Origin of the sequence: Citrobacter sp. MGH100, assembly GCF_001034465.1 — a bacterium.
Taxonomy (GTDB): Bacteria; Pseudomonadota; Gammaproteobacteria; order Enterobacterales; family Enterobacteriaceae; genus Citrobacter; species Citrobacter youngae.
In genome coordinates this window covers 235,461-258,584 of sequence record NZ_KQ089800.1, presented here as the reverse complement: position 1 = coordinate 258,584, position 23,124 = coordinate 235,461, and the positions used below count along the sequence as shown (strand labels likewise).

General features: G+C 51.0%; 21 protein-coding genes and 1 tRNA gene. 9 read left to right on the top strand and 13 right to left on the bottom strand.

Going from position 1 to position 23,124, the window contains the following annotated elements; all coding sequences use genetic code 11:
- The first annotated feature begins 12 nt into the window (after positions 1–12).
- Together SK32_RS01230 and SK32_RS01225 are read left to right on the top strand one after the other, a co-directional pair.
- Positions 13–381: a hypothetical protein gene (locus tag SK32_RS01230; protein ID WP_048211048.1), complete on the top strand. Its 369-nt coding sequence runs from the start codon at positions 13–15 to the stop codon at positions 379–381.
- Entirely contained in the window at positions 381–899 is a 519-nt protein-coding gene (locus SK32_RS01225) for a YqhG/Tai3 family protein (protein ID WP_048211047.1), read from the top strand. Before SK32_RS01230 ends, SK32_RS01225 begins: the two co-directional genes overlap by 1 nt.
- A 47-nt stretch (positions 900–946) precedes the next feature.
- Here SK32_RS01225 and fabB read toward each other — a convergent pair whose 3' ends face one another.
- Positions 947–2,167 (bottom strand): beta-ketoacyl-ACP synthase I, encoded by a 1,221-nt coding sequence (fabB, locus tag SK32_RS01220; RefSeq protein ID WP_005129715.1) that lies wholly within the window; start codon positions 2,165–2,167, stop codon positions 947–949.
- 159 nt (positions 2,168–2,326) lie between these two features.
- Here fabB and mnmC point away from each other — a divergent pair, with 159 nt between their 5' ends.
- Complete coding sequence (gene mnmC / locus SK32_RS01215; RefSeq protein WP_048211046.1) at positions 2,327–4,327, top strand: bifunctional tRNA (5-methylaminomethyl-2-thiouridine)(34)-methyltransferase MnmC2/FAD-dependent 5-carboxymethylaminomethyl-2-thiouridine(34) oxidoreductase MnmC1; 2,001 nt, start codon at positions 2,327–2,329, stop codon at positions 4,325–4,327.
- 120 nt (positions 4,328–4,447) lie between these two features.
- Here mnmC and SK32_RS01210 read toward each other — a convergent pair whose 3' ends face one another.
- From SK32_RS01210 to prmB, 6 genes are read right to left on the bottom strand one after another with little or no spacing between them, the layout of a single operon-like run.
- Positions 4,448–4,726, bottom strand: a complete 279-nt coding sequence (locus SK32_RS01210; protein ID WP_048211045.1) for a YfcL family protein — start codon at positions 4,724–4,726, stop codon at positions 4,448–4,450.
- Between the two features lie 32 nt (positions 4,727–4,758).
- A complete protein-coding gene (locus SK32_RS01205; protein ID WP_005129723.1) occupies positions 4,759–5,307 on the bottom strand; it encodes an elongation factor P hydroxylase in 549 nt (182 codons plus the stop codon).
- Positions 5,307–6,116 (bottom strand): sulfite exporter TauE/SafE family protein, encoded by an 810-nt coding sequence (locus SK32_RS01200; protein WP_048211044.1) that lies wholly within the window; start codon positions 6,114–6,116, stop codon positions 5,307–5,309. Before SK32_RS01200 ends, SK32_RS01205 begins: the two co-directional genes overlap by 1 nt.
- Positions 6,116–6,940: a penicillin-insensitive murein endopeptidase gene (gene mepA / locus SK32_RS01195; protein WP_003028168.1), complete on the bottom strand. Its 825-nt coding sequence runs from the start codon at positions 6,938–6,940 to the stop codon at positions 6,116–6,118. Before mepA ends, SK32_RS01200 begins: the two co-directional genes overlap by 1 nt.
- 2 nt (positions 6,941–6,942) lie before the next feature.
- Complete coding sequence (gene aroC / locus SK32_RS01190; protein WP_048211043.1) at positions 6,943–8,028, bottom strand: chorismate synthase; 1,086 nt, start codon at positions 8,026–8,028, stop codon at positions 6,943–6,945.
- Positions 8,029–8,067: 39 nt separating this feature from the next.
- Positions 8,068–9,000, bottom strand: a complete 933-nt coding sequence (prmB, locus tag SK32_RS01185) for a 50S ribosomal protein L3 N(5)-glutamine methyltransferase (protein ID WP_043017082.1) — start codon at positions 8,998–9,000, stop codon at positions 8,068–8,070.
- Between the two features lie 166 nt (positions 9,001–9,166).
- Here prmB and smrB point away from each other — a divergent pair, with 166 nt between their 5' ends.
- Complete coding sequence (smrB, locus tag SK32_RS01180; RefSeq protein WP_048211042.1) at positions 9,167–9,718, top strand: endonuclease SmrB; 552 nt, start codon at positions 9,167–9,169, stop codon at positions 9,716–9,718.
- 93 nt (positions 9,719–9,811) lie between these two features.
- Here the strand turns inward: smrB and sixA are convergent, their stop codons facing one another.
- The 4 genes from sixA to SK32_RS01160 all read right to left on the bottom strand — a co-directional run bounded on the left by sixA (position 9,812) and on the right by SK32_RS01160 (position 14,424).
- Positions 9,812–10,297: a phosphohistidine phosphatase SixA gene (sixA, locus tag SK32_RS01175; RefSeq protein WP_048211041.1), complete on the bottom strand. Its 486-nt coding sequence runs from the start codon at positions 10,295–10,297 to the stop codon at positions 9,812–9,814.
- A gap of 208 nt (positions 10,298–10,505) precedes the next feature.
- Positions 10,506–12,653 carry a fatty acid oxidation complex subunit alpha FadJ gene (gene fadJ, locus SK32_RS01170; protein ID WP_048211040.1) on the bottom strand — a complete coding sequence of 716 codons (2,148 nt, stop codon included), beginning with the start codon at positions 12,651–12,653 and terminating at the stop codon, positions 10,506–10,508.
- A complete protein-coding gene (fadI, locus tag SK32_RS01165) occupies positions 12,653–13,963 on the bottom strand; it encodes an acetyl-CoA C-acyltransferase FadI (RefSeq protein WP_048211039.1) in 1,311 nt (436 codons plus the stop codon). The genes fadJ and fadI overlap by 1 nt, the downstream gene beginning before the upstream one ends.
- A gap of 176 nt (positions 13,964–14,139) precedes the next feature.
- Complete coding sequence (locus SK32_RS01160; protein ID WP_005129756.1) at positions 14,140–14,424, bottom strand: YfcZ/YiiS family protein; 285 nt, start codon at positions 14,422–14,424, stop codon at positions 14,140–14,142.
- A 371-nt stretch (positions 14,425–14,795) separates the two neighbouring features.
- Between SK32_RS01160 and fadL the strand changes: the two genes are divergently transcribed.
- Positions 14,796–16,127, top strand: coding sequence for a long-chain fatty acid transporter FadL (gene fadL / locus SK32_RS01155; RefSeq protein ID WP_005129763.1), 1,332 nt, complete (start codon positions 14,796–14,798; stop codon positions 16,125–16,127).
- A gap of 60 nt (positions 16,128–16,187) precedes the next feature.
- On the opposite strand, the gene mlaA is transcribed toward fadL, so the two are convergent.
- Positions 16,188–16,943 (bottom strand): phospholipid-binding lipoprotein MlaA, encoded by a 756-nt coding sequence (gene mlaA, locus SK32_RS01150; RefSeq protein WP_005129765.1) that lies wholly within the window; start codon positions 16,941–16,943, stop codon positions 16,188–16,190.
- Between the two features lie 286 nt (positions 16,944–17,229).
- Here mlaA and SK32_RS01145 point away from each other — a divergent pair, with 286 nt between their 5' ends.
- From SK32_RS01145 to SK32_RS01130, 4 genes are all read left to right on the top strand, one after another.
- Positions 17,230–18,171: a formate/nitrite transporter family protein gene (locus tag SK32_RS01145; protein ID WP_048211038.1), complete on the top strand. Its 942-nt coding sequence runs from the start codon at positions 17,230–17,232 to the stop codon at positions 18,169–18,171.
- Positions 18,172–18,246: 75 nt separating this feature from the next.
- Positions 18,247–18,321: transfer RNA gene (locus SK32_RS01140), tRNA-Arg, on the top strand.
- A gap of 160 nt (positions 18,322–18,481) precedes the next feature.
- Positions 18,482–19,639, top strand: coding sequence for a tyrosine-type recombinase/integrase (locus SK32_RS01135; RefSeq protein ID WP_048211037.1), 1,158 nt, complete (start codon positions 18,482–18,484; stop codon positions 19,637–19,639).
- 237 nt (positions 19,640–19,876) lie between these two features.
- Positions 19,877–21,163, top strand: coding sequence for a hypothetical protein (locus SK32_RS01130; protein WP_231591552.1), 1,287 nt, complete (start codon positions 19,877–19,879; stop codon positions 21,161–21,163).
- A 34-nt stretch (positions 21,164–21,197) separates the two neighbouring features.
- On the opposite strand, the gene SK32_RS25585 is transcribed toward SK32_RS01130, so the two are convergent.
- Entirely contained in the window at positions 21,198–23,069 is a 1,872-nt protein-coding gene (locus SK32_RS25585) for a phage head-binding domain-containing protein (RefSeq protein WP_048211035.1), read from the bottom strand.
- Between the last annotated feature and the right edge of the window lie 55 nt (positions 23,070–23,124).

Below are 23,124 nucleotides of genomic sequence, written 5' to 3'. Positions count from 1 at the left end.
ACAGGAGTCATGATGAGCTGGAATAAAACAACAGCAGTTAATTACGCTAAATCACACGCGAGTTCACATTCTCAAGGACGCTGCGCGGAATTTACCCGCAAAGCCATTCAGGCAGGAGGTATCACTCTTGGGCATACTTATCATGCTAAAGATTATGGCCCCATGCTAAAAAGTGCCGGTTTCAGCCCTATCGGCACATTTGAACAACCCCGAGAAGGCGATGTCGTCATCATTCAGCCTTATGAAGGAGGAAACCCAAGCGGGCATATGGCGATATTTGACGGTCAGGCGTGGTACTCCGATTTTAGACAACGCGATATGTGGGCCGGACCTGGCTATCGGGCGGCAAAACCGTCATACACTATTTACAGGAAGCAGTAATGAAAGCATTCTCGTTGATTGCTCTGGTGCTGTTACTTTGCGGCTGCTCTACACCGCGCCACGATAGCTCCCGGGATGTAAAACAATTCTATCTCGCGTGGATGTCCGCCTACACACAAGAGCGGGATACATCCGCACTCATGCAACGCTATGTGGCGAAAGACGTTATCAATCGTCTGGCGCTGATTGACGGCCTTTATGAGCAGGGAATTCTGGACTCGGACTACTTTATGTACGTACAGGATTACGACCCGGAGTGGATCCCGCTGTTACGGGTTGGACCGGCTCAACCTTTTCTCGGTGGCGAAAAGGTGGAAGTACAATTAGGTGGGCCGACAGGTGAAGTCCCCATGCTGTTGGAGGTATATACGCGTTGGGAAGACAGGCGCTGGAAAATTTATCGCGTTCGCGATATTAGCGATCGTTATGAACAGCCCATCTACAGTACCGGGGATATTACCCGTGCGAAAGCTTGGTCTGCGGAGATCGCACCGGAGTACGAAAAGATGAATAAGTAAAAAAGGGAGCCTGACGGCTCCCTTTCGTGTACTGCATTAGCCGAGACTTATGCTTTCAGCTTACGCATAACCAGCGTGGCGTTGGTGCCGCCAAAACCGAAGCTGTTAGACATAACAGTCGTCAACGCTTGCTCGGTCGGTTTAGTCACGATGTTCAGACCTGCAGCCTGCTCGTCCAGCTCTTCAATGTTGATGCTCGGCGCGATAAAACCGTGTTCCAGCATCAGCAGAGAGTAGATAGCTTCCTGAACGCCAGCCGCACCCAGTGAGTGACCGGTCATGGCTTTGGTTGCAGAAATGGCCGGGCTGTTATCGCCAAAGACTTCGCGGATTGCGCCCAGTTCCTTCACGTCGCCTACCGGAGTAGAAGTACCGTGGGAGTTCAGGTAGTCGATCGGCGTGTCTACGCCGTGCATCGCCATCTGCATGCAACGTACTGCGCCTTCGCCAGACGGAGCAACCATGTCTGCGCCATCGGACGTTGCGCCGTAACCGACGATTTCCGCATAGATGTGCGCGCCACGGGCCAGAGCGTGTTCCAGCTCTTCGACCACCACCATACCGCCGCCGCCTGCGATAACAAAACCGTCACGGTGTGCATCATAAGTACGGGAAGCTTGAGACGGGTTGTCGTTATATTTGGTAGACAGCGCGCCCATTGCGTCGAACTCGCATGCCATTTCCCAGCACAACTCTTCGCCGCCGCCAGCAAAAACGATATCCTGCTTGCCCAACTGAATTTGTTCAACAGCGTTGCCGATACAGTGTGCAGAAGTTGCACAGGCAGAGCTGATGGAGTAGTTGACGCCGTGGATTTTGAACGGTGTCGCGAGGCAGGCAGAAACGCCGGACGCCATCGCTTTGGTGACCACATACGGGCCAACCGCTTTCAGACCACGCGGGCTACGCATTGCGTCAGCGCCGAATACCTGAAAACGCGGGGAGCCGCCGCCGGAACCTGCAATCAGGCCAACGCGCGGATTGTTCTGGTAATCTTCTGCAGCCAGGCCGGCATCAGCCACTGCCTGCTCCATAGAAAGGAAAGCATAGATGGATGCGTCGCTCATAAAGCGCACTACTTTGCGGTCAATGAGGCCAGTGGTATCCAGTTTTACGTTGCCCCAAACGTGGCTACGCATGCCGGAGTCCTTCAGCTCCTGAGAGAAAGTGATCCCTGAACGTCCTTCACGCAGAGATGCCAGGACTTCCTGCTGGTTATTACCGATGCTGGAAACGATGCCCAAGCCAGTAATCACTGCACGTTTCATTCAATACCTCTGTAAGTCGCACTATTTTAAAGTTTCGAGTGGCACAATAGCGTACACTTGTACGCCGAACAAGTCCGATCAGCCATTTTGTGTGGAAATTTGCGCAGCCAGGCACTCCTCGTTAAGATCGGGGCACAGCCTGTCAGACGAGTAACTTACGTGAAACAATACGCTATACAACCTGCCAACCTTGAATTCAACGCTGAGGGTACACCTGTTTCCCGAGATTTTGACGATGTCTATTTTTCCAATGATAACGGGCTGGAAGAGACACGTTACGTCTTCCTTGGCGGCAACCACCTCGCCGAACGTTTTCCTGTGCACCCACGCCCGGTGTTCGTGGTGGCAGAAAGTGGCTTTGGTACCGGGCTAAACTTCCTCACGCTCTGGCAGGCATTCGCCACCTTTCGCAACGCACACCCTGACGCTACCCTGGAAAGATTACATTTCATCAGTTTTGAAAAATTTCCGCTGACGCGTGAGGATCTGACACTAGCGCATCAGCGCTGGCCGGAACTGGCGTCGTGGGCAGAGCAACTCCAGGCACAGTGGCCACTGCCGCTGGCGGGTTGCCATCGTCTACTGCTTGATGAGGGGCGGGTTACTCTGGATCTGTGGTTCGGCGACATCAACGAACTCACCAGTAAGCTGGACGAGTCTCTGAACCAACAGGTTGATGCCTGGTTCCTGGACGGCTTCGCCCCGGCCAAAAATCCGGATATGTGGACGCCAACACTCTTTAACGCCATGGCCAGACTGGCCCAACCAGGCGGTACGCTGGCGACCTTCACTTCGGCTGGTTTTGTACGCCGGGGATTGCAGGAAGCCGGATTTACGATGCAAAAATGCAAAGGTTTTGGTCGCAAACGTGAAATGCTCTGTGGCGTAATGGAACAAACTCAGGCGCTGCCTTCCTCAGCCCCCTGGTTTGCACGTACGGGAACTGAGAAGCGCGAAGCCGCCATTATTGGCGGCGGTATTGCCAGCGCATTGCTGTCTCTGGCGCTACTGCGTAGAGGCTGGCAGGTCACACTCTATTGCGCGGACGATAAACCTGCGCAGGGCGCATCCGGTAATCGCCAGGGCGCGCTCTATCCGTTACTCAGCAAGCATGACGCGGCTATTAATCTCTTTTTCCCCACCGCGTTTACCTTCGCCCGTCGACTGTATGACACCCTCCCCGTTGAGTTCGCGCATGACTGGTGCGGCGTAACGCAACTCGCATGGGACGAAAAAAGCCAGCAAAAAATCGCCCAGATGTTGTCCCTTGAACTGCCCGAAGCGCTCGCCGTCGGCGTGGACGCCGATCAAATTTTGCAAACAACAGGCGTAGTGACCGAATGTGATGGCATCCAGTACCCGGCCGGCGGATGGCTGTGTCCGGCGCAGCTTACCACTGCCGTTCTCGAGTATGCGACAACGCTTGGGTTACGTACTTACTACCAACACACACTGACCTCACTTGCTCATCAAACCGATAGCTGGCAGTTGCAGTTCGCCAGCGGGGAAGCGGCAACACATGAGGTCGTGGTTCTGGCTAACGGGCATCGCATTAACGGCGTTGAACAGACGCAGTCGCTACCGGTGTACTCCGTAGGCGGTCAGGTGAGTCACATTCCTACTACGCCTTCGCTTTCAGCGCTGCATCAGGTGCTGTGCTATGACGGCTACCTCACGCCGCACAACCCGCAAAATCAGCAGCACTGCATTGGCGCCAGTTATCATCGCGGAAGTGAAGAAACGGTGTATCGTGCTGACGATCAGCAGCAAAACCGTCAGCGCTTAATAGATTGTTTCCCGAATGCCGCGTGGGCAAAAGAAGTAGACGTTAGTGGCAATGCCGCACGTTGTGGAGTGCGCTGCGCCACGCGCGATCACATGCCGATGGTCGGTAATGTGCCGGACTATAACGCCACACTCAGCCAGTACGCCACGCTTGCCGAAGACAAAGAGCATGCTTTAAGCGCACCGGTATACCCGGATTTGTTCATGTTTGGCGCGCTGGGGTCACGTGGGTTATGTTCTGCCCCGCTATGTGCAGAAATTCTGGCCGCGCAAATGAGTGATGAACCGATCCCAATGGATGCCAGCACGCTGGCGGCGCTGAATCCGAATCGTCTGTGGGTACGGAAGTTATTGAAGGGTAAAACGGTGAAATAAAAGGATGGGGTGTCAGCCGATCATTGCCTGATGGCGCTACGCTTATCAGGCCTACAAACACCCGCCCACGTGGGCCGGATAAGACACCTCAGTGTCGCCATCCGGCACACGCTACTGTACTTATTGTTTTGTCGCCTTCAGGAACAAGGTGTCCCACATCTCTTTCACTAACGCCTGGTCACGCGGCGAGAGTTCGCCCGCGCTGATGGCTTTCTCCAGACTGCTGGTCACATTGGCGTACAATGCCTCAGCCGAATGGTCCTCGCCAGCATCCAGCTCAGCAACGGCCAGCGTCAGGTGTCCACGCAAATAACCACTGGCAAACAACTCATCATCGCTGGCGTGCTCTACCATATCGTCGATTAATGCCAGAATGCGTGATTCAAACTCCGCGATCATCTTCTTTCCTCATTGTAAACGTGGCAGCGGCGTCAGTTGAGCGCTTCGGGCCACGGGAATTGTTCCGCCTTAAGTTCAGGCGTGTGATAATAATTCTGTAACGCGTTAATGAAACGCGCCGGGCGTTCAGGGATCCCCTTGTCCAGATACTCCATCACCTGAGCATGAACACGGCGCTGGAATACCACGCGATCCGGTTCAAAGTCCCCTTCCAGGTTGTCGCAACTGACGTTAAACGGGTAGCCCGCCGCCATGCAAAACAGCCAGTCAAACGCCTGCGGCTTCACTTCTACATCTTCAAACTGGCATTGCGTCTTCGCGTCGCGTCCGTCCGGACAGTACCAGTAACCGAAGTCGACCAGTTCACGACGCGCCTTTCCCGCAATACACCAGTGTGAAATTTCGTGTAACGCACTGGCGTAATAGCCATGCGCAAAAACGATACGGTGATACGGTAATTCCGCATCCGCAGGAAGATAGATCGGTTCGTCGTCGCCTTTAATCAGACGGGTATTAAATTCATCGGCAAAGCAGCCGTTAAAAATCTCAATTAACTGTTCGTAGTGATGGGTATTATTCATTAGTTCATCCCCAGCCAGTGGAGAATCTCCTGTCCATGATTATCATAAAGTAGCTTGGCGCTCATCACGGCGGAGACAATAACGATCATTGGCCGAATGAGTTTTTGTCCTTTGCTGAGTACCAGCCGTGAGCCCATCCGTGCGCCAATAAACTGGCCAATAAGCATCACAAATCCGGTCGCCCAAATCACTTTACCGCCGAGGGCAAACAACAGCAGCCCACCGATATTCGAGGTGGCATTTAATACTTTGGCGTGGGCCGTCGATTTCGCCAGGTTGTAGCCGCACAGCATGACAAAGGCCAGCGCGTAGAACGACCCCGCTGCCGGGCCAAAAAAGCCATCGTAAAAACCGACGCAGCCTCCGGCCACCAGCGCGAAAGGCAGCCCGTGCAATCGACGCTGCCGGTCCTCTTCCCCTACTTTCGGCATTAACAGAAAGTAAAGGCCAATACAGATAACCAGAACCGGCAGGATCTGGCGCAAAATGTCTGACTGCACATGCTGAACCAGCAGCGCGCCGCTCATTGACCCAATAAAGGTCATGAAGATATTGAGCTTCTGATCTGCCAGGTTAACCACTCCCCGGCGAATGAAATAGAGGGAGGAAGAGATAGATCCCCCGCAGGCCTGCAATTTATTGGTGGCCAGAGCTTGCGCAGGTGGCATCCCGGCCGCCATCAATGCCGGGATGGTGAGTAAACCACCGCCTCCGGCCAGAGAATCAATAAAACCTGCCAGCATCGCCACAAAAAACAGCACACCTAACAGCAGTGGCGTCACCATAAACAGAGAGGCAAAATGATCCATTAGAGTACATGCTCGTCCAGTAGCGCCTGGCAGGAAGGCGGCAACGGCGGCGGTGTCTTCTTCTCAGGCTTGGTGGTTCCAGGTTTCGGAGGTTCGAACCAGCTTTGCAGCTCCGCGCCGCAGCCGTCACCCGGTGGTGGTAACGGTTGATCTTCGCACTCAAGACTGTCGGCAGGACAACGTAACCGGACGTGCATATGCGCACGGTGCTGGAACCACGGCCGCACTTTACGCAACCAGTCCCTGTCGGTTCCTGCATCCAGACAAAGTTGCTGCTTAATCGCCGGATTCACGAAAATACGCGTTACTTCATTATCTTTTGCAGCCAGCCTTACCAGGCTGAAAATCTCCGGCTTCCACAGGGACGGTACAACACGTTTACCATCCTGCGAGACCAGATCTAACGCCTGTGGCCGCAGCAGTTGTGACTGGGTCCAGCGCGTTTTCGGCAGTTGCAGGAAAATATCCACATCCAGCCCGGTCTGGTGACTGGCATGACCGCCATTAAATCGCCCACCGGCCGGCATGCCCATATCACCGATTAACACCGTGCCCAGCCCCTGACTATTAGCCTGATTACTCAGACGCTGGATAAACCTCACCAGATCCGGATGGCCAAAGTAACGACGCTGATCGGTGCGCATCACCTGATAATGTTCTGACTGTACAGGCAGCGTATCTGCGCCAACAATACAGCCATTGGAAAACGCGCCGATAGACTGCGCGCTGCCCGCAACCGGATGGGTAATTTTCTGCCAGGGCGTCGCCGCCAGACAGGCGGTACTGGCAAACAGAGCCAGCGCCGCAAGTGCCGTTTTTTTCATTTTTACCAGCGTGGAATATCGGTCTTCACATCCGCATTTTGCGCCCGCTGACGCAGCAAGTGATCCATCAACACGATCGCCAGCATTGCTTCAGCGATCGGCACTGCGCGGATCCCAACGCACGGATCGTGACGACCTTTAGTGATCATGTCGACTTCTTCACCAAAGCGATTAATGGTGCGCCCTGGTACGGTAATACTGGACGTCGGTTTCAGCGCCATATGGGCAATAATTTGTTGCCCGCTGCTGATCCCGCCCAGAATGCCGCCCGCATGGTTGCTCTGAAAACCGTCTTTGGTGATTTCATCGCGGTTCTGACTGCCGCGCAGCGCTACAACGTCAAATCCGTCGCCAATCTCAACGCCCTTAACGGCATTAATGCTCATCAGTGCATGGGCGATGTCGGCATCCAGACGGTCGAATACAGGTTCGCCGAGACCCGCAGGTACGCCGCTTGCAACAACGGTTACTTTCGCCCCGATGGAGTCGCCCTCTTTCTTCAGCCCGCGCATCAGTTCATCCAGCGCTTCAATTTTATCCGGGTCCGGGCAAAAGAAGGGATTCAATTCGACCTGAGACCAGTCCTTGATCTCCAGCGGAATATCACCCATCTGTGTCAGACAGCCGCGAATTTCGACGCCGAATTTTTCCGCCAGATATTTTTTGGCAATCGCGCCAGCCGCAACGCGCATCGCCGTTTCACGTGCGGATGAACGTCCGCCGCCACGGTAATCGCGCAGGCCATATTTCTGCTCATAGGTATAGTCGGCGTGTCCTGGACGGAAAACATCCTTGATCGCGCCATAATCCTGTGAACGTTGATCGGTATTTTCGATCAGCAGGCCAATGCTGGTGCCGGTGGTAACGCCCTCGAATACGCCGGAGAGGATTTTCACCTGATCCGGCTCGCGGCGCTGCGTAGTGTAGCGCGAAGTGCCAGGACGACGTCTGTCGAGATCGTGCTGCAGGTCAGCTTCTGTCAGAGAAATGCCCGGCGGAACACCATCGACAATACAACCGAGCGCCAGCCCGTGTGATTCGCCGAAGGTGGTTACGCGAAAGAGTTGCCCAATTGTATTTCCTGCCATCACGGCTCCGTTATGCGTGTTGTGTATGTGCGCGTGTATTTAGTCTTTGTAAATGCTGAAGTGCTCACGAGCGGCGATCAACTGCTCTTTGGTCAGCATGAATACGCCGTCACCGCCGTTATCGAACTCCAGCCAGGTGAACGGTACATCCGGATACTGCTCTATCAGATGTACCATGCTGTTTCCGACTTCACAAATCAGAATACCGTTATCTGACAGGTAGTCCGGGGCGTTACCCAGAATGCGGCGGGTAAGTTTCAGCCCATCGCTACCGGAGGCCAGGCCCAGCTCAGGCTCATGGCGGTATTCGTTTGGCAGATCGGACATATCTTCTGCATCGACATACGGCGGATTGGTCACAATCAGGTCATACTGAACCTTCAGCAGATCGCGGAACAGATCGGAGCGGATCGGCGTAACATGATGGATCAGGCCGTGCTCTTCAATGTTGTGCTCGGTCACCGCCAGCGCATCAGTGGAAATGTCCACCGCATCGACTTCGGCTTCCGGGAAGGCATACGCGCAGGCAATGGCAATACAGCCGCTGCCGGTACACATATCGAGGATATGCTGCGGCTGCTCATTAATCAGGCCCGCAAAGCGGTTATTGATAAGCTCGCCGATCGGTGAACGTGGAACCAGCACGCGTTCATCGACATAAAATTCATGCCCGCAGAACCAGGCTTTGTTGGTCAGATAAGCCACCGGAATGCGCTCGTTGACGCGGCGAATCACGCGTTCAACAATACGATGGCGTTCGCTGGAAGTCAGACGCGCAGTGCGCATATCTTCTGGGATATCCAGCGGCAAATAAAGCGACGGCAGCACCAGCTGTACGGCCTCGTCCCATGGGTTATCCGTGCCATGGCCATACCAAATATTCGCCGCGCTAAAACGGCTGACCGCCCAACGCAACATGTCCTGAATGGTATGCAGTTCACTCACGGCTTCATCGACGAAAATTTTATCCACGTATTTCTCCAGGGCATGCTCGTATTAATTTCGGCGGCTAGTTTGCCACGAAGACGGCGATAAATCAGCATTCACGCGGAGCCTGAGCGCGAAAATTGCGTTTTAAGCGATCGGATGCCCGCCGAGTCGGGTTAAACTAACGGAAAATAAAAGATGAGACGCTCGAATGAAAAAGAAAACATCGCTCAGCGAGGAGGATCAGACGCTGTTTCGCCAGCTGATGACCGGCACGCGTAAAATTAAACAGGACACTATTGTTCACCGACCGCCACGTAAAAAAATCACCGAGGTTCCGGTTAAAAAGCTGCTGCAGGAACAGGCGGATGCCAGCCACTATTTCTCGGACGAATTTCAGCCGCTACTGAATACGGACGGCCCGGTAAGATACCTGCGTGCCGACGTCAGCCATTTCGAACTGAAGAAAATGCGCCGTGGCGATTACTCCCCGGAGCTGTTTCTCGATCTGCACGGGCTGACCCAGCAGCAGGCCAAACAGGAGTTAGGCGCGCTGATCGCCGCCTGCCGTCGTGAGCATGTGTTTTGCGCCTGCGTGATGCACGGCCACGGGAAGCATATTCTTAAGCAGCAAACGCCGCTCTGGCTGGCACAACATCCGCATGTGATGGCCTTTCATCAGGCGCCGAAAGAGTACGGTGGTGACGCCGCGCTGCTGGTGCTGATTGAAGTGGAAGAGTGGCTGCCGCCCGAACTTCCCTGATGCAGAAAACAGAAAGAGCCACATTTGCGGCTCTTTGATTTTCCGGATGGCGGCTGTGCCTTATCCAGACGATGAAACGTGGCACGGGTTCGATTAAATCGCCTTTGCCATTTTCAAATTACACGGGCTCATCTGCCAGTTGAAAATGCCCTTTCCGCTCTCATCAAGCGTTACGCTGGCAATCGCAGATGTGGTAAACATCGGCGGCGTTTCACCCGGGCAAAGCTCAGACACCAGATATCCCACTAACGGTAAGTGAGAAATTACCAGTGCCGTGGCGATACCTTCATTGGCCAGAGCCTGTAAATAGGCGCTGACCAGACCGACATCGCCGCAGGGAGTCAGCTCCGGCAAAACATCCACACCGGCTGGCAGGTTCATACACTCTCCCACCACATCCAGCGTCTGTTCGGCTCGTAGGAACGGGCTCACCAGAACACGTTCGATATCCACTTTTTGACCTTTAAGCCAGTTCGCCATCAGGCGAGATTCGTCACAACCACAAGAGGTTAAAGGACGAACCGAATCACTGGCGGCATCGAGGGCCGCGTCGCCGTGACGCATGATAAAGACTTGCATATTGCACCGCTTTTGTTAACCAGGATCACCAACACCTTTATTCACCGCCCCTATTGACCGTGGTAACGATGTGGTGGCCGGCATTGTGCCTTATCCATTCACCGAATGAAACGCTGTTTTTTACCTCAACGGCGTAAGTATAGTCAATCTCTGTTTACATTTTGAGCGCGACCCATACATTCGGTGCGGATTCATCCTACCTTTGACCTCATGAATTCAGGTCAGTTTCCCCGATATCCCAGAATCTTTCACCACGTTCCGCCATCTGCAAGAACTGTTCACACGGCGTAAACCGTGAACCATATTGCGTGGACAGTCGTTGCAGAACCGCAACCACTTCACCCGTACCGAGAGAATCCATATACCGGAACGGGCCGCCGAGGAATGGCGGAAAACCAATACCAAATACAGCGCCGATATCGCCATCACGTGCGCTACGGACGACCTGCTCACCAAAACAGCGTGCTGCTTCGTTAAGCATTAACATGACACACCGCTCTGCAATTTGCGGGGCTGTGAGTTGGCCCTGACCCTGGACGCCAATAAGCGTATAAATTGCAGGGTCGACCTGTTTTTTGCTTTTACGCCCTTTCGCGCCATAAAGATAGAAACCCCGACCATTTTTTCTACCTTTGCGATCATCATTCAAAATTGAAGCAACAACATTTGCAGGTGCGCTAAAACGTTCTCCATAGGCGGCCTCAAGCACTGGTATAATTTTAGTGCCCGTATCAATTCCGACCTCATCCAAAAGTTGGATTGGCCCTACCGGAAAACCAAACTTAACCAGCGCGGCATCAATCGTCTCGACGCGCTCGCCTTCGGTCAGCATACGAATCGCTTCGTTGATGTAAGGCGCTAAAATACGGTTAACGTAAAAGCCAGCCTTATCCTGGACAACAATCGGCGTTTTGCCCTGCTTTTTCGCTAACTTAACGGTTGTGGCAATCGTCTGCTCAGAGGTTGTTGCATGCGGAATCACTTCCACCAGTGGCATTTTTTCTACCGGGCTAAAGAAGTGCAGACCAATTACCTGTTCAGGTCTGGTAGCATTAGCCGCAATATCGCCAATCGGTAAAGATGAGGTGTTTGACGCAAAAATAGTATGAGGGGCACAATTCTGCTCAACTTCTGCCACCATCTGTTGTTTTAACGACAGATCTTCGAATACCGCTTCAATAATCAGATCGCGATGCGCAAAACCGCGATAATCGGTGGTTCCCGAAATCAACGCCAGCTGTTTATCACGCTCGCTGGCTTTGATATGACGGCGGCGAACCTTCGTTTCAAGCTGCTCCCAACTGTACTTCAGCGCGTGGTTGATTCCCTTAGCATTAATATCTTTGATGCGCACCGGCACGCCACCTTTACAGGCTGTGACGTAAGCAATACCGCCGCCCATCAGGCCACCGCCCAAAATACCGACGCTATTCAGCGGGCCGGGCTTCGCTTCACTACCGGGATCTTTTTTTACATCGGTATTGGCAAAAAAGATGTTCCGTAGCGCCTTAGACTGCGAAGTCATCGCCAGCTCGCCAAACGCGCGGGCTTCCGCCTCATAGCCGCTGCTGCTGCCCTGCGCGAGACCGGTTTCGATCACCTCAAGAATGCGGTCCGTCGCAGGGTAGTTGCCCTGCGTTTTTTGCGCCGTCTTTTTGCTGACCATACGAAACAGCAGCGCACGTCCCAGCGGCCCCGCCAGCACGCGTTCACGTACGGGCAGAACCCGGTGTGCCGAGCTGTCTTTTTTGGCCAGTTCAACCGCGGCTTCCAGCAAAATGGTCTGTGGTACAACTTCATCCACCAACCCCACTTTTAGCGCCTGTTTTGCCCGGAGCTGTTTTCCTGTCAGGATCATATCCAGCGCAGTACTGACACCAATAAGACGGGGTAATCGCTGGGTGCCCCCGGAGCCGGGAAGCAGGCCTAACTGTACTTCCGGCAACCCCAGTACGGTTTTAGCATCATCGGTACAAATACGGTTGTGGCACGCCAGCGCCATCTCCAGCCCACCGCCCAAACAGGCACCATGAATAGCGGCAACAACCGGGATCGGCAATGCATTAATTTCTGCCATGATCTGCTGCCCCTGACGGGCCAGCGTTTCGGCTTCCTGCGCGCTGCGACAGCTACCAATCATGTTGATATCCGCCCCGGCAATGAAGTTATCGGGTTTAGCCGAAATAAACACCACACCACGCAATGCTTTGTTATCGCGGATTTGTTTCAGAATGGCCCTCACCTGAGAAGCAAACTCTGCTTTCAGGGTGTTCATTTTCTCTCCGGGCACATCAATGGAGACAACGGCGACGTTATCCAGACGCACGTTGAGCGTAAAAGCCGATGTCATTTCCATTATTCTGCCTCCAGAACCATTGCCGCACCCAGACCACCTGCCGCACATGCGGTGACTAAACCAAACCCACCGCCACGGCGGCGTAGTTCATGGAGGGTTTGGGTGATCATACGCGCACCGGTGGCGGCGAAGGGGTGCCCATAGGCAATTGAGCCACCCAGCACGTTAAATTTACTGTCATCGACTTCGCCAGTGGCGTGGGAGCGCCCCAGCACTTCGCGGGCAAAACGCTCGCTGCCCAGCAACTGGAGGTTCGCCAGCGTTTGTGCGGCAAAGGCTTCATGCATATCAATAAGCGTTAAATCCGGCATGGTTAAGCCTGCACGCTCCAGGGCAAGCGGCGTTGACCACGCCGGCCCCAACAGCATGTCCTGCCAGACATCAATGGCGGTAAAGGCAAAACTACGCAGATATCCCAGCGGTACCAGCCCTAACTCTTTCGCACGCGACTCCGTCATCATAATCACGGCGGCTGCGCCATCCGTCAGCGGAGTGCTGTTAGCCGCCGTAACGGTACCGTGTTTTCTGTCAAATGCCGGACGCAACCTCGCGTAATCCGCCATCGTCGAGTTACCGCGAATATTGTTATCTTCTGAAAAAGGATCTTTAAAGGGGGGAGCGTAGGTCGTCATCACCTCATCTGCGAGTTTTCCTTCAGACCAGGCCTGAGCTGCGCGCTGATGAGAGCGGTGCGCCAGCGCATCCTGCTGCTCACGCGTGATGCCATAGGTTTTGGCCATTTGCTCGGCGGTATCTCCCATGCGTAAACCAGTGGAATATTCAGCCACTGCAGGTGGCACAGGCATCAGGTCGCGCAAGCGTAGTCGGGAAAAGAGCTTCAGACGTTGCCCGGTTGTGCGGGCTTTATTAACATCCACCAGTACTCGCGCCAGCTTTTTGCTGACGCCAATAGGCAGAACGGAAGAGGAGTCTGCACCACCGGCAATCCCAGCACGAATAGTTCCGGCCATCAGGCTTTCCGCGACATTTGCCACGGCCTGAAAGCTGGTTGCACAAGCCCGGCTTACGCTGTAAGCATCTGTATGCACATTCATCCCGGTTCCCAGAACGATTTCCCGGGCAATGTTGGGGGCTTCTGGCATTTGCACCACCTGGCCAAAAACCAGCTGTTCAATCACATCAGCAGGTATTTCGCTGCGGGCCAGCAATTCACCAACAACCATTTTTCCCAAATCAACGGCGGGAATGCCATGAAACGCGGTAGCCTGACGAGCAAATGGCGTACGCAATCCGCTCACGATGGCGATACGGTCGCCCTGGCGGGTAACCAGCGATAAAGCCTGACTCATAACACTCCCCTGTAAAAAATAAAAATAAGTGGTCTGACCTGATCACAGTCTTAACCAATTTTTTACATTTAGCCAAGCGAGGAGAAAAGAAAGTGAGAGCTATGACACAGTGAATAGTCACTGACTGTTACGAAAATGCCCTTGCCACCGGGTGGCAAGGGCATGAGCAGAAGGGATTAACGCAGGCCCAGCTGGAAAATCAGCGTTTCAGCTTCACAGGCAAAAACAAAATCGATATCCAGACGCACACCCTCTGACTCTTCAGTGAAAGTCGGGGTGATTTTGCAAGGTTCAGACTCTACGCTACGTGCCTTCTCAGTCAGAGCGGCCAGCGTTTCTTCTGCCTCTGCGCGATTCGCGAACACGCGGCTGTAGGAAGCGGTGCAATCGGAGTTGTCCATGATGGTGCCAACATCCATACAGCAGCAAACCGGGGTTTCATCAGCACTGCATTTACTCATTGTAGATTTCCTCTGTATTCGCACCCGAGGTGCCAGATAAACGATAGGGACATTTTACGCTCCCATTATTCGCCTCTCCAGTCGTTAATTGTGCGAAATGCGATAAGTGACCGAAATCACACTTAAAAATGATCTAAAACAAAAATCGCCCAAACAGGTGAGTGCGCGCACCTGCAATTTTGCCAGCTGGATCGCGTTTCTTAGATCAGAATTGAAAATATTTATAAACATACTTGCAACATTCTGGCTGGTCCGACCTATACTCTCGCCACTGGTCTGATTTCTATGTGGTACCTCAGACCCTACACTTCGCGCTCCTGTTACGGCATGTAACATAGTTTGTATAAAAATAAATCTATGAGGTTATGGTCATGAGCCAGAAAACCCTGTTTACAAAGTCTGCTCTCGCAGTCGCAGTGGCAATTATCTCCACACAGGCCTGGTCTGCAGGCTTTCAGTTAAACGAATTTTCTTCCTCTGGCCTTGGCCGGGCATATTCGGGTGAAGGCGCTATTGCAGATGATGCTGGTAACGCCAGTCGTAACCCCGCGCTGATCATGATGTTTGATCGCCCTACTTTCTCTGCGGGTGCGATTTTCGTTGACCCGGATGTCGATATTTCCGGACGTTCGCGCATTGGTAATGACGCCAGCCAGGATAATATCGCCCCAACCGCCTGGATACCGAACGTGCATTTTGTTGCCCCGATTAACGATCAGTTTGGTTGGGGGGCGTCAGTTACCTCTAATTATGGTCTGGCAACGGAGTTTAACAATAATTACGCAGCCGGCTCGATGGGCGGAAAAACCGATCTGGAAACGCTGAACTTAAACCTGAGCGGCGCCTACCGTCTGAATAATCATTTTAGCTTCGGTCTCGGTTTTAACGCCGTCTATGCCAAAGCGAAGCTTGAGCGTTATGCAGGTGATCTGCCGCAGCAGATCGTTGCAGGCTCTGGTGGCAGGGTTCCTCCCGCCCTGGCCGCACAATACCCAGCAGATACGCAGATTGCGCGCCTGAAGGGTGACGAATGGGGCTTCGGCTGGAACGCCGGTATTCTTTATGAAGTGGATAAAGATAACCGTTACGGTTTCACCTACCGTTCGGAAGTAAAAGTTGACTTCGACGGTGATTACCGCAGCAGCCTGCCATCAATGGACCGTATTCCTGCGCAGTTGCGCCCGGTGTTCGCCAGCCTGCCTGCTGGCACTAACGGCAACACAATCGACGGATCACTTGATCTGAATCTGCCAGAAATGTGGGAGTTCTCAGGTTATAACCGCGTTGCACCACAGTGGGCGGTTCACTACAGCATGGCATATACCAGTTGGAGTCAGTTCCAGGAACTTAAAGCGAAAGGCAGCAACGGCCAGACGCTGTTCTATAAAGAAGAAGGTTTCAAAGACTCTTACCGCATCGCGCTGGGTACTACCTACTACTACGATGATACCTGGACATTCCGTACCGGTATCGCCTTCGATGATAGCCCGGTTCCAGCTAACCGCCGTTCCATCTCTATTCCGGATCAGGATCGCTTCTGGCTGAGTGCGGGTACAACCTACGCGTTTAATAAAGATGCTTCATTGGATGTCGGCATTTCTTATATGCACGGCCAGAAAGTGAAATTCGAAGAAGGCCCATACTCCTTCGAATCAGAAGGGAAAGCCTGGCTGTACGGTATGAACCTGAACTACGCATTCTGATTTTCATCAAACGTAAAAAAGGTGAGCTTTTTAGCTCACCTTTTTATTTGCTTCAATTCCTTACTCAGAATCGATCTCTTTTAACTCATCCTGAATATCTTTTGCGTTCGGGTTTTCTTCTGGTTTGAGTTTACCGCCATTCGCAATAAAGTCATGGCGCTGGAAGTAAGCTTCACGCACCATGATGTAAGGATCTGAAGATTGACGCAGCAGACCGTCAGAATCGAGCAGTTGCGCACGCGTTTCAATTCCTTCAACCGTCCATTTACCTATCGACAACGGCCAGGTTAACCAGGAGAGAACCGGATACAGCGTATCCACCATATCGCCGCCATCATCACGCAGCGTGAAACTGCCGTAGAACGGAAGCTGCATATATGGACCGTAACCGACATCATAATGGCCTAATGTGCTGCCGAAGCGGTGTGGTTCAACACGCTGCAACTTCGGATTCGCCATCCCCGCCACATCAATAAACCCGCCCATACCTAACAAGGTGTTGAGGAAGAAACGGGTAAAATGCACCATCCCCTGATAGGGATCGCCTTGCAGAAAATAGTTAACCATGACAGCCGGTTCTTCAAGGTTGCCAGTAAAGTTGCTCAAACCATTACGGGCCGGCTGCGGAACATAATCACGCCAGGCTACAGCCACCGGGCGAACAACGTATGGATCCAACACATTAAAGTTGAAGTTGTACATGGTGCGGTTGAACCCTTCAAATGGGTCCGAACGCCCCTGCTGTTCAGTACCGGAGCTCGCACACCCCACCAAAAGTGTGGTTCCCAGCGCAAGCGCCGACAGGCGAAGCTTCATAAGTGTCTCCCTGTGTATTATGGCTATCGCTGATTGCCATCCATGACGGAACGATGATGTATCCGCCTGATTAGATGTGAGCGATTGTAACAGCACGTCAATCGATGTCTATATGCCCTAACTTACTGATTTGATCATAGCCTGGTAATACAGGCACAGTGATGGTTCATTTTAACGAAGCCAATAAAAACATGCGTTACCATTTTTGCGATTTCAAGCTTTATCCACCAGCCTTCAAATAAAAACCGCTACGCTTTAGCAATACGTGCTTATTCAGGATCCAGGTATGAATGACATCGAAAAAGAGAAGATTGATCGCCACAGCGACGAGCTCCAGGTGGAAAGCGAAGAAAAGCGGAGCGGAAAAAAGATAGAGCTCAATGAGGACAGGCTCCCCTCACGTGCAATGGCGATCCACGAGCATATCCGCCAGGACGGAGAAAAAGAGATGGAACGTGACGCGATGGCGCTATTGTGGTCAGCCATCGCTGCCGGACTGTCAATGGGTGCATCGTTGCTGGCAAAGGGAATCTTTCACGTACAACTGGAGGGGGTTCCCGGCGGATTTTTGCTGGAGAATCTTGGTTATACCTTCGGCTTTATTATTGTGATTATGGCCCGCCAACAGCTCTTTACGGAAAATACCGTCACCGCCGTCTTACCCGTTATGCAAAACCCTACCCTCGGCAATTTTGGTCTGTTGATGCGTCTGTGGAGCGTAGTACTACTGGGTAATATTCTCGGCACCGGGATTGCGGCATGGGCGTTTGAATACATGCCGATTTTTGATGAGGCGACCCGCGACGCTTTCGTCAAAATAGGCATGGATGTTATGAAAAATAGCCCGACGGAGATGTTTGCCAATGCCATTGTCTCCGGCTGGTTGATTGCCACAATGGTCTGGATGTTTCCCGCCGCCGGAGCCGCAAAGATTGTCGTCATTGTCCTGATGACTTGGCTGATTGCCTTAGGCGATACCACACATATCGTCGTGGGTTCAGTTGAAATTCTCTATCTGGTCTTTACTGGCACACTGCACTGGGGCGACTTTTTCTGGCCTTTTGCCTTGCCGACACTGGCCGGGAATATCTGTGGCGGGACGTTTATCTTTGCGCTGATGAGCCACGCGCAGATCCGCAACGATATGAGCAATAAACGCAAGGAAGAAGCCCGGTTGCAAGCAAAGCGGGAAGTACAACCGCAGAAAAACCAGAAAAAACAGACCTGAATGGCGACTGTTTGAGCAGTCAGGCAGCCTGAGACTTACCGTTGAGAGTAAAAAACGCTATACTCATGCCGCTTCGTCCCCTTAGTTAAATGGATATAACGAGCCCCTCCTAAGGGCTAGTTGCAGGTTCGATTCCTGCAGGGGGCACCATTTCACAGTTCGTCACTCTCCGCAGTAGTTCGCAAAATCCCCTACACAGCAAGATTTCAATAAAATATCAGTTCGCCATAGTTCGCAATAGAACGTTGACAGCCGCATGCTTCGGCGGGTAAAAAACGAGTAAATAATTTTACCCACCGGAATTTTACCCATGCTCACCATCAAGCAGATCGACGCGGCAAAGCCGAAAGATAAACCGTACCGGCTGCTCGACAGCAACGGGCTGTACCTTTATGTGCCGGTTACCGGAAAGAAGGTCTGGCAGTTGCGTTACAAGCTCGATGGTAAAGAGAAGGTGCTGACGGTAGGCAAATATCCGCTCATGTCATTGCAGGAAGCCAGAGACAAGGCGTGGCTTGCCAAAAAGGATGTGTCTGTCGGGGTAGATCCGGTAAAGGCTAAAAAGCTGTCAGTAAAAGATAACTCTTTCGGATCCATATATCAGGAATGGTACGAGCACAAAAAACAGGTATGGTCAGAGGTATACAGCACAGAACTGTCACGCATGTTTCAGGATGACATTCTGCCGTTGATTGGTTGGATGGAGATTCACGAGATAGAGCCGATGCAGATACTGGGAGTGATCCGCAGGTTCGAAGACCGTGGGGCAATGGAGCGGGCCAATAAGGCGCGGCGGCGGTGCGGGGAAGTATTCAGGTATGCGATAGTTACCGGGCGAGCGAAGTATAACCCGGCCCCTGACCTTGCTGATGCAATGAAGGGATACCGGAAGAAGAACTATCCTTTCCTTCCGGCTGATCAGATACCAGCCTTCAATAAGGCGCTTTCTGGTTTCTCTGGCAGCATCGTTTCACGCATAGCAACGCAGGTTTTGCAGTACACAGCGCTCAGAACTAAAGAACTACGGTCCATGCAATGGGTGAACGTCGATTTTGAAACCAGGACGATTATGATTTCCGAAGAGGTGATGAAAGGACGCCGCCCTCACCTTGTACCAATGTCAGATCAGGTTTCATCCCTGCTTGAGACTTTAAAACCGGTTACTCAGCCGATATCAAGATTCGTGTTCGCCGGGCGCAATGATAAAACAAAGCCGATCAGTGAGAACGCCGTATTGCTGGTTATTCGCCAGATAGGATATGAAGGGCTGGCAAGTGGTCACGGTTTCAGGCATCAGTTCAGTACAATAATGAACGAGCATGAGTGGCCTGCAGATGCCATTGAGAAGCAACTGGCGCACGCTAACAGCGGTTCTATACGTGGGATATACAACCACGCTCAGTACATGGATAAGCGCCGGGAGATGATGCAGTGGTGGGCCGACTGGATTGATGAGAAGGTATCATAGGTAAGCGCCACAAATCCTTGCAAACCGATGCAAAGATTTGTGCATCCATCTCTTGCATAAATTAAAAACTTCCAAATCTGTATTTATTGGCTCTAATAAATTTAATTTACCCCTGATCACATCACCTATTGGATCTAATCAAGGAATACTCCTATATCAAAAAGTGTATAATCGCCATTCTCTATAACAAAATCATATCCTCCAACCGCTGGGTATTGGCAAAAAAAAGGAAGCACGATGCGCAGGTCTACAATCATAGGAGCAATAGCTATTGTTTCTCTATGGATGGTAACGGCAATAACTTTATATAATTACAACTACGGATCACCATCAGACAAGAGCCACTGGAACCTGCGGTGGGAGAACAATGAGGCAGCAAGTCATTTTTTCAATACGCTGAAACGCTATGACACGCTTCCTTTTAGCAAACACTATTTCGCTGTTGGTCGCCCTTGCACTGTTCTGAGCACGCCTTGCATTGACACAAAAGGGCCATCATCACACGAGTCGGCTATCGTACCGTCTCCTAGAATAAATTATGATGCTGTATACACATCATTTCCACCTGGCGCTATGATCATAGCGTATGTCGTAATCAAAACTGCATCTTTAGCGTCTGGAATACCTATATCATTGGAGATGTTGCAATGGGTAAATATGTTATTTTGGCTTATCTCGGTAATCCTCACATATTTAGCTATTTCACTAATAACAAAAAAATCAAAATATAGCGCAGCAATATCTTTTCTGTCAGTCATCCCAATGATGTTTGCAGTTGAGCCATTGCACTCACACCAGATATCAATGTGGGCCCATCAAACATTCCAAATATTTTCATCAGCGGCATTACTTTTATTAGCTATCGGGATAAACAGAAAAACTGTTATAGTGCTTGGAGTGTTGTCTGCAGTAGCTTGCTGGGTTGAGTGGACAGCATACCTGATGTGCGTAGCGGTATTTTTTGTGGTGCTTATTAGCGATATAAAAAATAAATCTGGCTATAAAAACACCATTATCTATTCCGGCATAGCCATCCTTGGAGGTCTGACTCTGTTGTGGTACTACTCGTTCATGGTAGGCCTTGGTCCTTACTTCAAAGAGCTTTCTAACAGAGCTGCATCACGTAGTCTAGAGGTTGCATATGTTGGTTGGAATGACTGGTGGTTATCAGTTTATCAGTCATACGGCCCATGGTTGATATCATCAGTCATCATGTTTGTTGCATCACTTTTTGTCAAAAAAAGCGATTCTTTCAGCAAAGGTAACTATATCTCTGCATACATTCTTATTGCGGTTGTTGGCATTATGCTGATAGAGAACATAGCCATGTTTGAACACGCGATAATTTACACATTCGACAGGCTTAAGATAGGTTTTTTGATAGCACTTCTTTTCGCGTTGTCGGCAATGAGGATGGAAAAAGCAGGGAGGTCTTCATTTATTCTTATTGCTGTCATCTGCGTACTGGCATCAATGTTCAGCCTTAACCAATACCTTGAATATTACCCAAGATACTGGAAGTAATTAAAAGCGGCCATCAGGCCGCTTTTATCTCTACTCAGCGAATAGCTTTCCACCTCCATGCTGGCGCAGTACCTGTATATCTAATGGCTATCTGCTCTCCAACATCAATGGTGAACTCGCCACTTTTAAACCCTGTGTCCTCTCCATTTATGAAGATAGTAGTAGTTCCAAGAGCAAGGTAAACAAAAACCCTCTGCAATTGTCCTGTTTTGTTTTGATAGGCTATGTCTGTGGTTGGAACTGCTGGATTTGGTTGGTCTGGATAAAAACCAGTAACAATTGATTTGTCATATCCATGCGTCGGACCAAAAAACTTTCCAGTATATAGATTTGAATATACTCTACCAAGTCTTATATCATCAATTAGAACGGCCTTTTTATCACCCTGCTCAATGTTTAATACATAACTGTCTGCTGGCTCAGCATCAGCATCTGGATCTCTGATATCGACAAACGGGGAAATAAACCTAATCTTTTCCAGGTGAATATCTCTGCTGTGTATTCCATAATGGATATTTTCCATATCCAGAGATGTAAATACTATATTGTGATTATTTGCAGATACAGCTCCGAAATATAATCCATATTTAGCGTTTGATATACTTCCACCATTCCATGTTGTGAACTGGACCTTATTCATTTCTACGGCTTTTCCGTAGTTGGGGTAACCAGTAACAACTACGTTATTAAGTGTGCAATCAAACATCCAGTTTAGTTTAAGGACAATTCTGTCATCTGTAATAGTGCCAATTCTGGTATCAGATGAGAAATGGACCTGATCAAAGCTCCAGTTACCAAAATTGTCTGAGAAGTCCTCAAGTCCGAATATAATTGCTGCACCGGAGAGAGGTGATGCTGATAACCCTACTCGGCTAATTTTACCCTGGAAACAGTCTGGACCTGTTGGACCTTTCGTATTGTAAAAGTGTATAGCATTGGACTCGGTTGCACTTGAATACAGCACGCTCTCATAGGCTCCATCTCCGTACAATTCACCAAAGTTTCTGGTAGGAGATATATTCAGATCAAACAATATGCGTTCAACAGAGCGGTATTTTCCTCGTGGAATATAACCATTCATGTTTTCTGACAGCATCTTGTTTACGAATTTGTTAATAGGCCTCGTATTATCATCATCATGGACGCGTGTAGAACCATACCATAGGATATTTACCTTGCTTCCAGAGGTGCAACGAACCCATGCACCTTTGCCGGTAGGTGATGTTTCACCTACTTTATCTAACCAATTGTCGCGTCCAGCCAGAGAACCATCCCATGGAACAGTAGGGCTTACTATAAAAGCTCCGTCATGTTTACTCTTTTCCATGTCTGGATCATAAATGAAATGTCCGCCACCATATGGACGGTAATTACCAGTAGCATCAACCGCCCACCCATCAAACATAGACATCACGTTTACAGTCAACTTCCGGTCAGGAATGAAACCATAGAGATCGTGAACTGCTTGAATCGTGGATTTGTTGAGCCTTTCTTCTACTGTACTATTACCAATACCAATGAGAGCTGCGCCACCTGGTGAAGACAAATCCTGCCTTAACTGATCAGGGTCGTATTTCAGTATGTTTTGAAAGTAGAATTGCTGAACACCCGCGGAGTCATATACAGACATAGCATATCCCTCAACGGTAACAAACTTTGCAATCTGTCCGTTATAAACAGGATATCCGCCGGCATTGATGATAATTGGCTGAGCCACTGGTACGTGTGATCCATCCTCGTTCTCCAGATAGACCTGCACATAGTTATCGGGATCAGTCATCTCGCCAGGTGGCGTATCTATTTTTGAAATGTATATTTTGCCATTAAAGTTAGCTTTAAATGATCTTGCTAAGGTGAATAATTGAGATGGCATACTTACAACGATATTTGCTGTAATATCTGACATTTACTTTTCTCCTGGCGCATCAATGCTGCACAAAATAAAAATTGCACAGAGTTGC

Coding starts and splice junctions, on each gene's coding strand:
- SK32_RS01135 (WP_048211037.1), top strand. CDS start 18,482: ATGCTCACCATCAAGCAGATCGACGCGGCAAAGCCGAAAGATAAACCG.
- fadJ (WP_048211040.1), bottom strand. CDS start 12,653: ATGGAAATGACATCGGCTTTTACGCTCAACGTGCGTCTGGATAACGTC.
- SK32_RS01225 (WP_048211047.1), top strand. CDS start 381: ATGAAAGCATTCTCGTTGATTGCTCTGGTGCTGTTACTTTGCGGCTGC.
- mepA (WP_003028168.1), bottom strand. CDS start 6,940: ATGAAAAAAACGGCACTTGCGGCGCTGGCTCTGTTTGCCAGTACCGCC.
- fadL (WP_005129763.1), top strand. CDS start 14,796: ATGAGCCAGAAAACCCTGTTTACAAAGTCTGCTCTCGCAGTCGCAGTG.
- fabB (WP_005129715.1), bottom strand. CDS start 2,167: ATGAAACGTGCAGTGATTACTGGCTTGGGCATCGTTTCCAGCATCGGT.
- SK32_RS01145 (WP_048211038.1), top strand. CDS start 17,230: ATGAATGACATCGAAAAAGAGAAGATTGATCGCCACAGCGACGAGCTC.
- fadI (WP_048211039.1), bottom strand. CDS start 13,963: ATGAGTCAGGCTTTATCGCTGGTTACCCGCCAGGGCGACCGTATCGCC.
- SK32_RS01130 (WP_231591552.1), top strand. CDS start 19,877: ATGCGCAGGTCTACAATCATAGGAGCAATAGCTATTGTTTCTCTATGG.
- smrB (WP_048211042.1), top strand. CDS start 9,167: ATGAAAAAGAAAACATCGCTCAGCGAGGAGGATCAGACGCTGTTTCGC.
- SK32_RS01160 (WP_005129756.1), bottom strand. CDS start 14,424: ATGAGTAAATGCAGTGCTGATGAAACCCCGGTTTGCTGCTGTATGGAT.
- SK32_RS01200 (WP_048211044.1), bottom strand. CDS start 6,116: ATGGATCATTTTGCCTCTCTGTTTATGGTGACGCCACTGCTGTTAGGT.
- sixA (WP_048211041.1), bottom strand. CDS start 10,297: ATGCAAGTCTTTATCATGCGTCACGGCGACGCGGCCCTCGATGCCGCC.
- SK32_RS25585 (WP_048211035.1), bottom strand. CDS start 23,069: ATGTCAGATATTACAGCAAATATCGTTGTAAGTATGCCATCTCAATTA.
- SK32_RS01230 (WP_048211048.1), top strand. CDS start 13: ATGAGCTGGAATAAAACAACAGCAGTTAATTACGCTAAATCACACGCG.
- SK32_RS01210 (WP_048211045.1), bottom strand. CDS start 4,726: ATGATCGCGGAGTTTGAATCACGCATTCTGGCATTAATCGACGATATG.
- SK32_RS01205 (WP_005129723.1), bottom strand. CDS start 5,307: ATGAATAATACCCATCACTACGAACAGTTAATTGAGATTTTTAACGGC.
- aroC (WP_048211043.1), bottom strand. CDS start 8,028: ATGGCAGGAAATACAATTGGGCAACTCTTTCGCGTAACCACCTTCGGC.
- mlaA (WP_005129765.1), bottom strand. CDS start 16,943: ATGAAGCTTCGCCTGTCGGCGCTTGCGCTGGGAACCACACTTTTGGTG.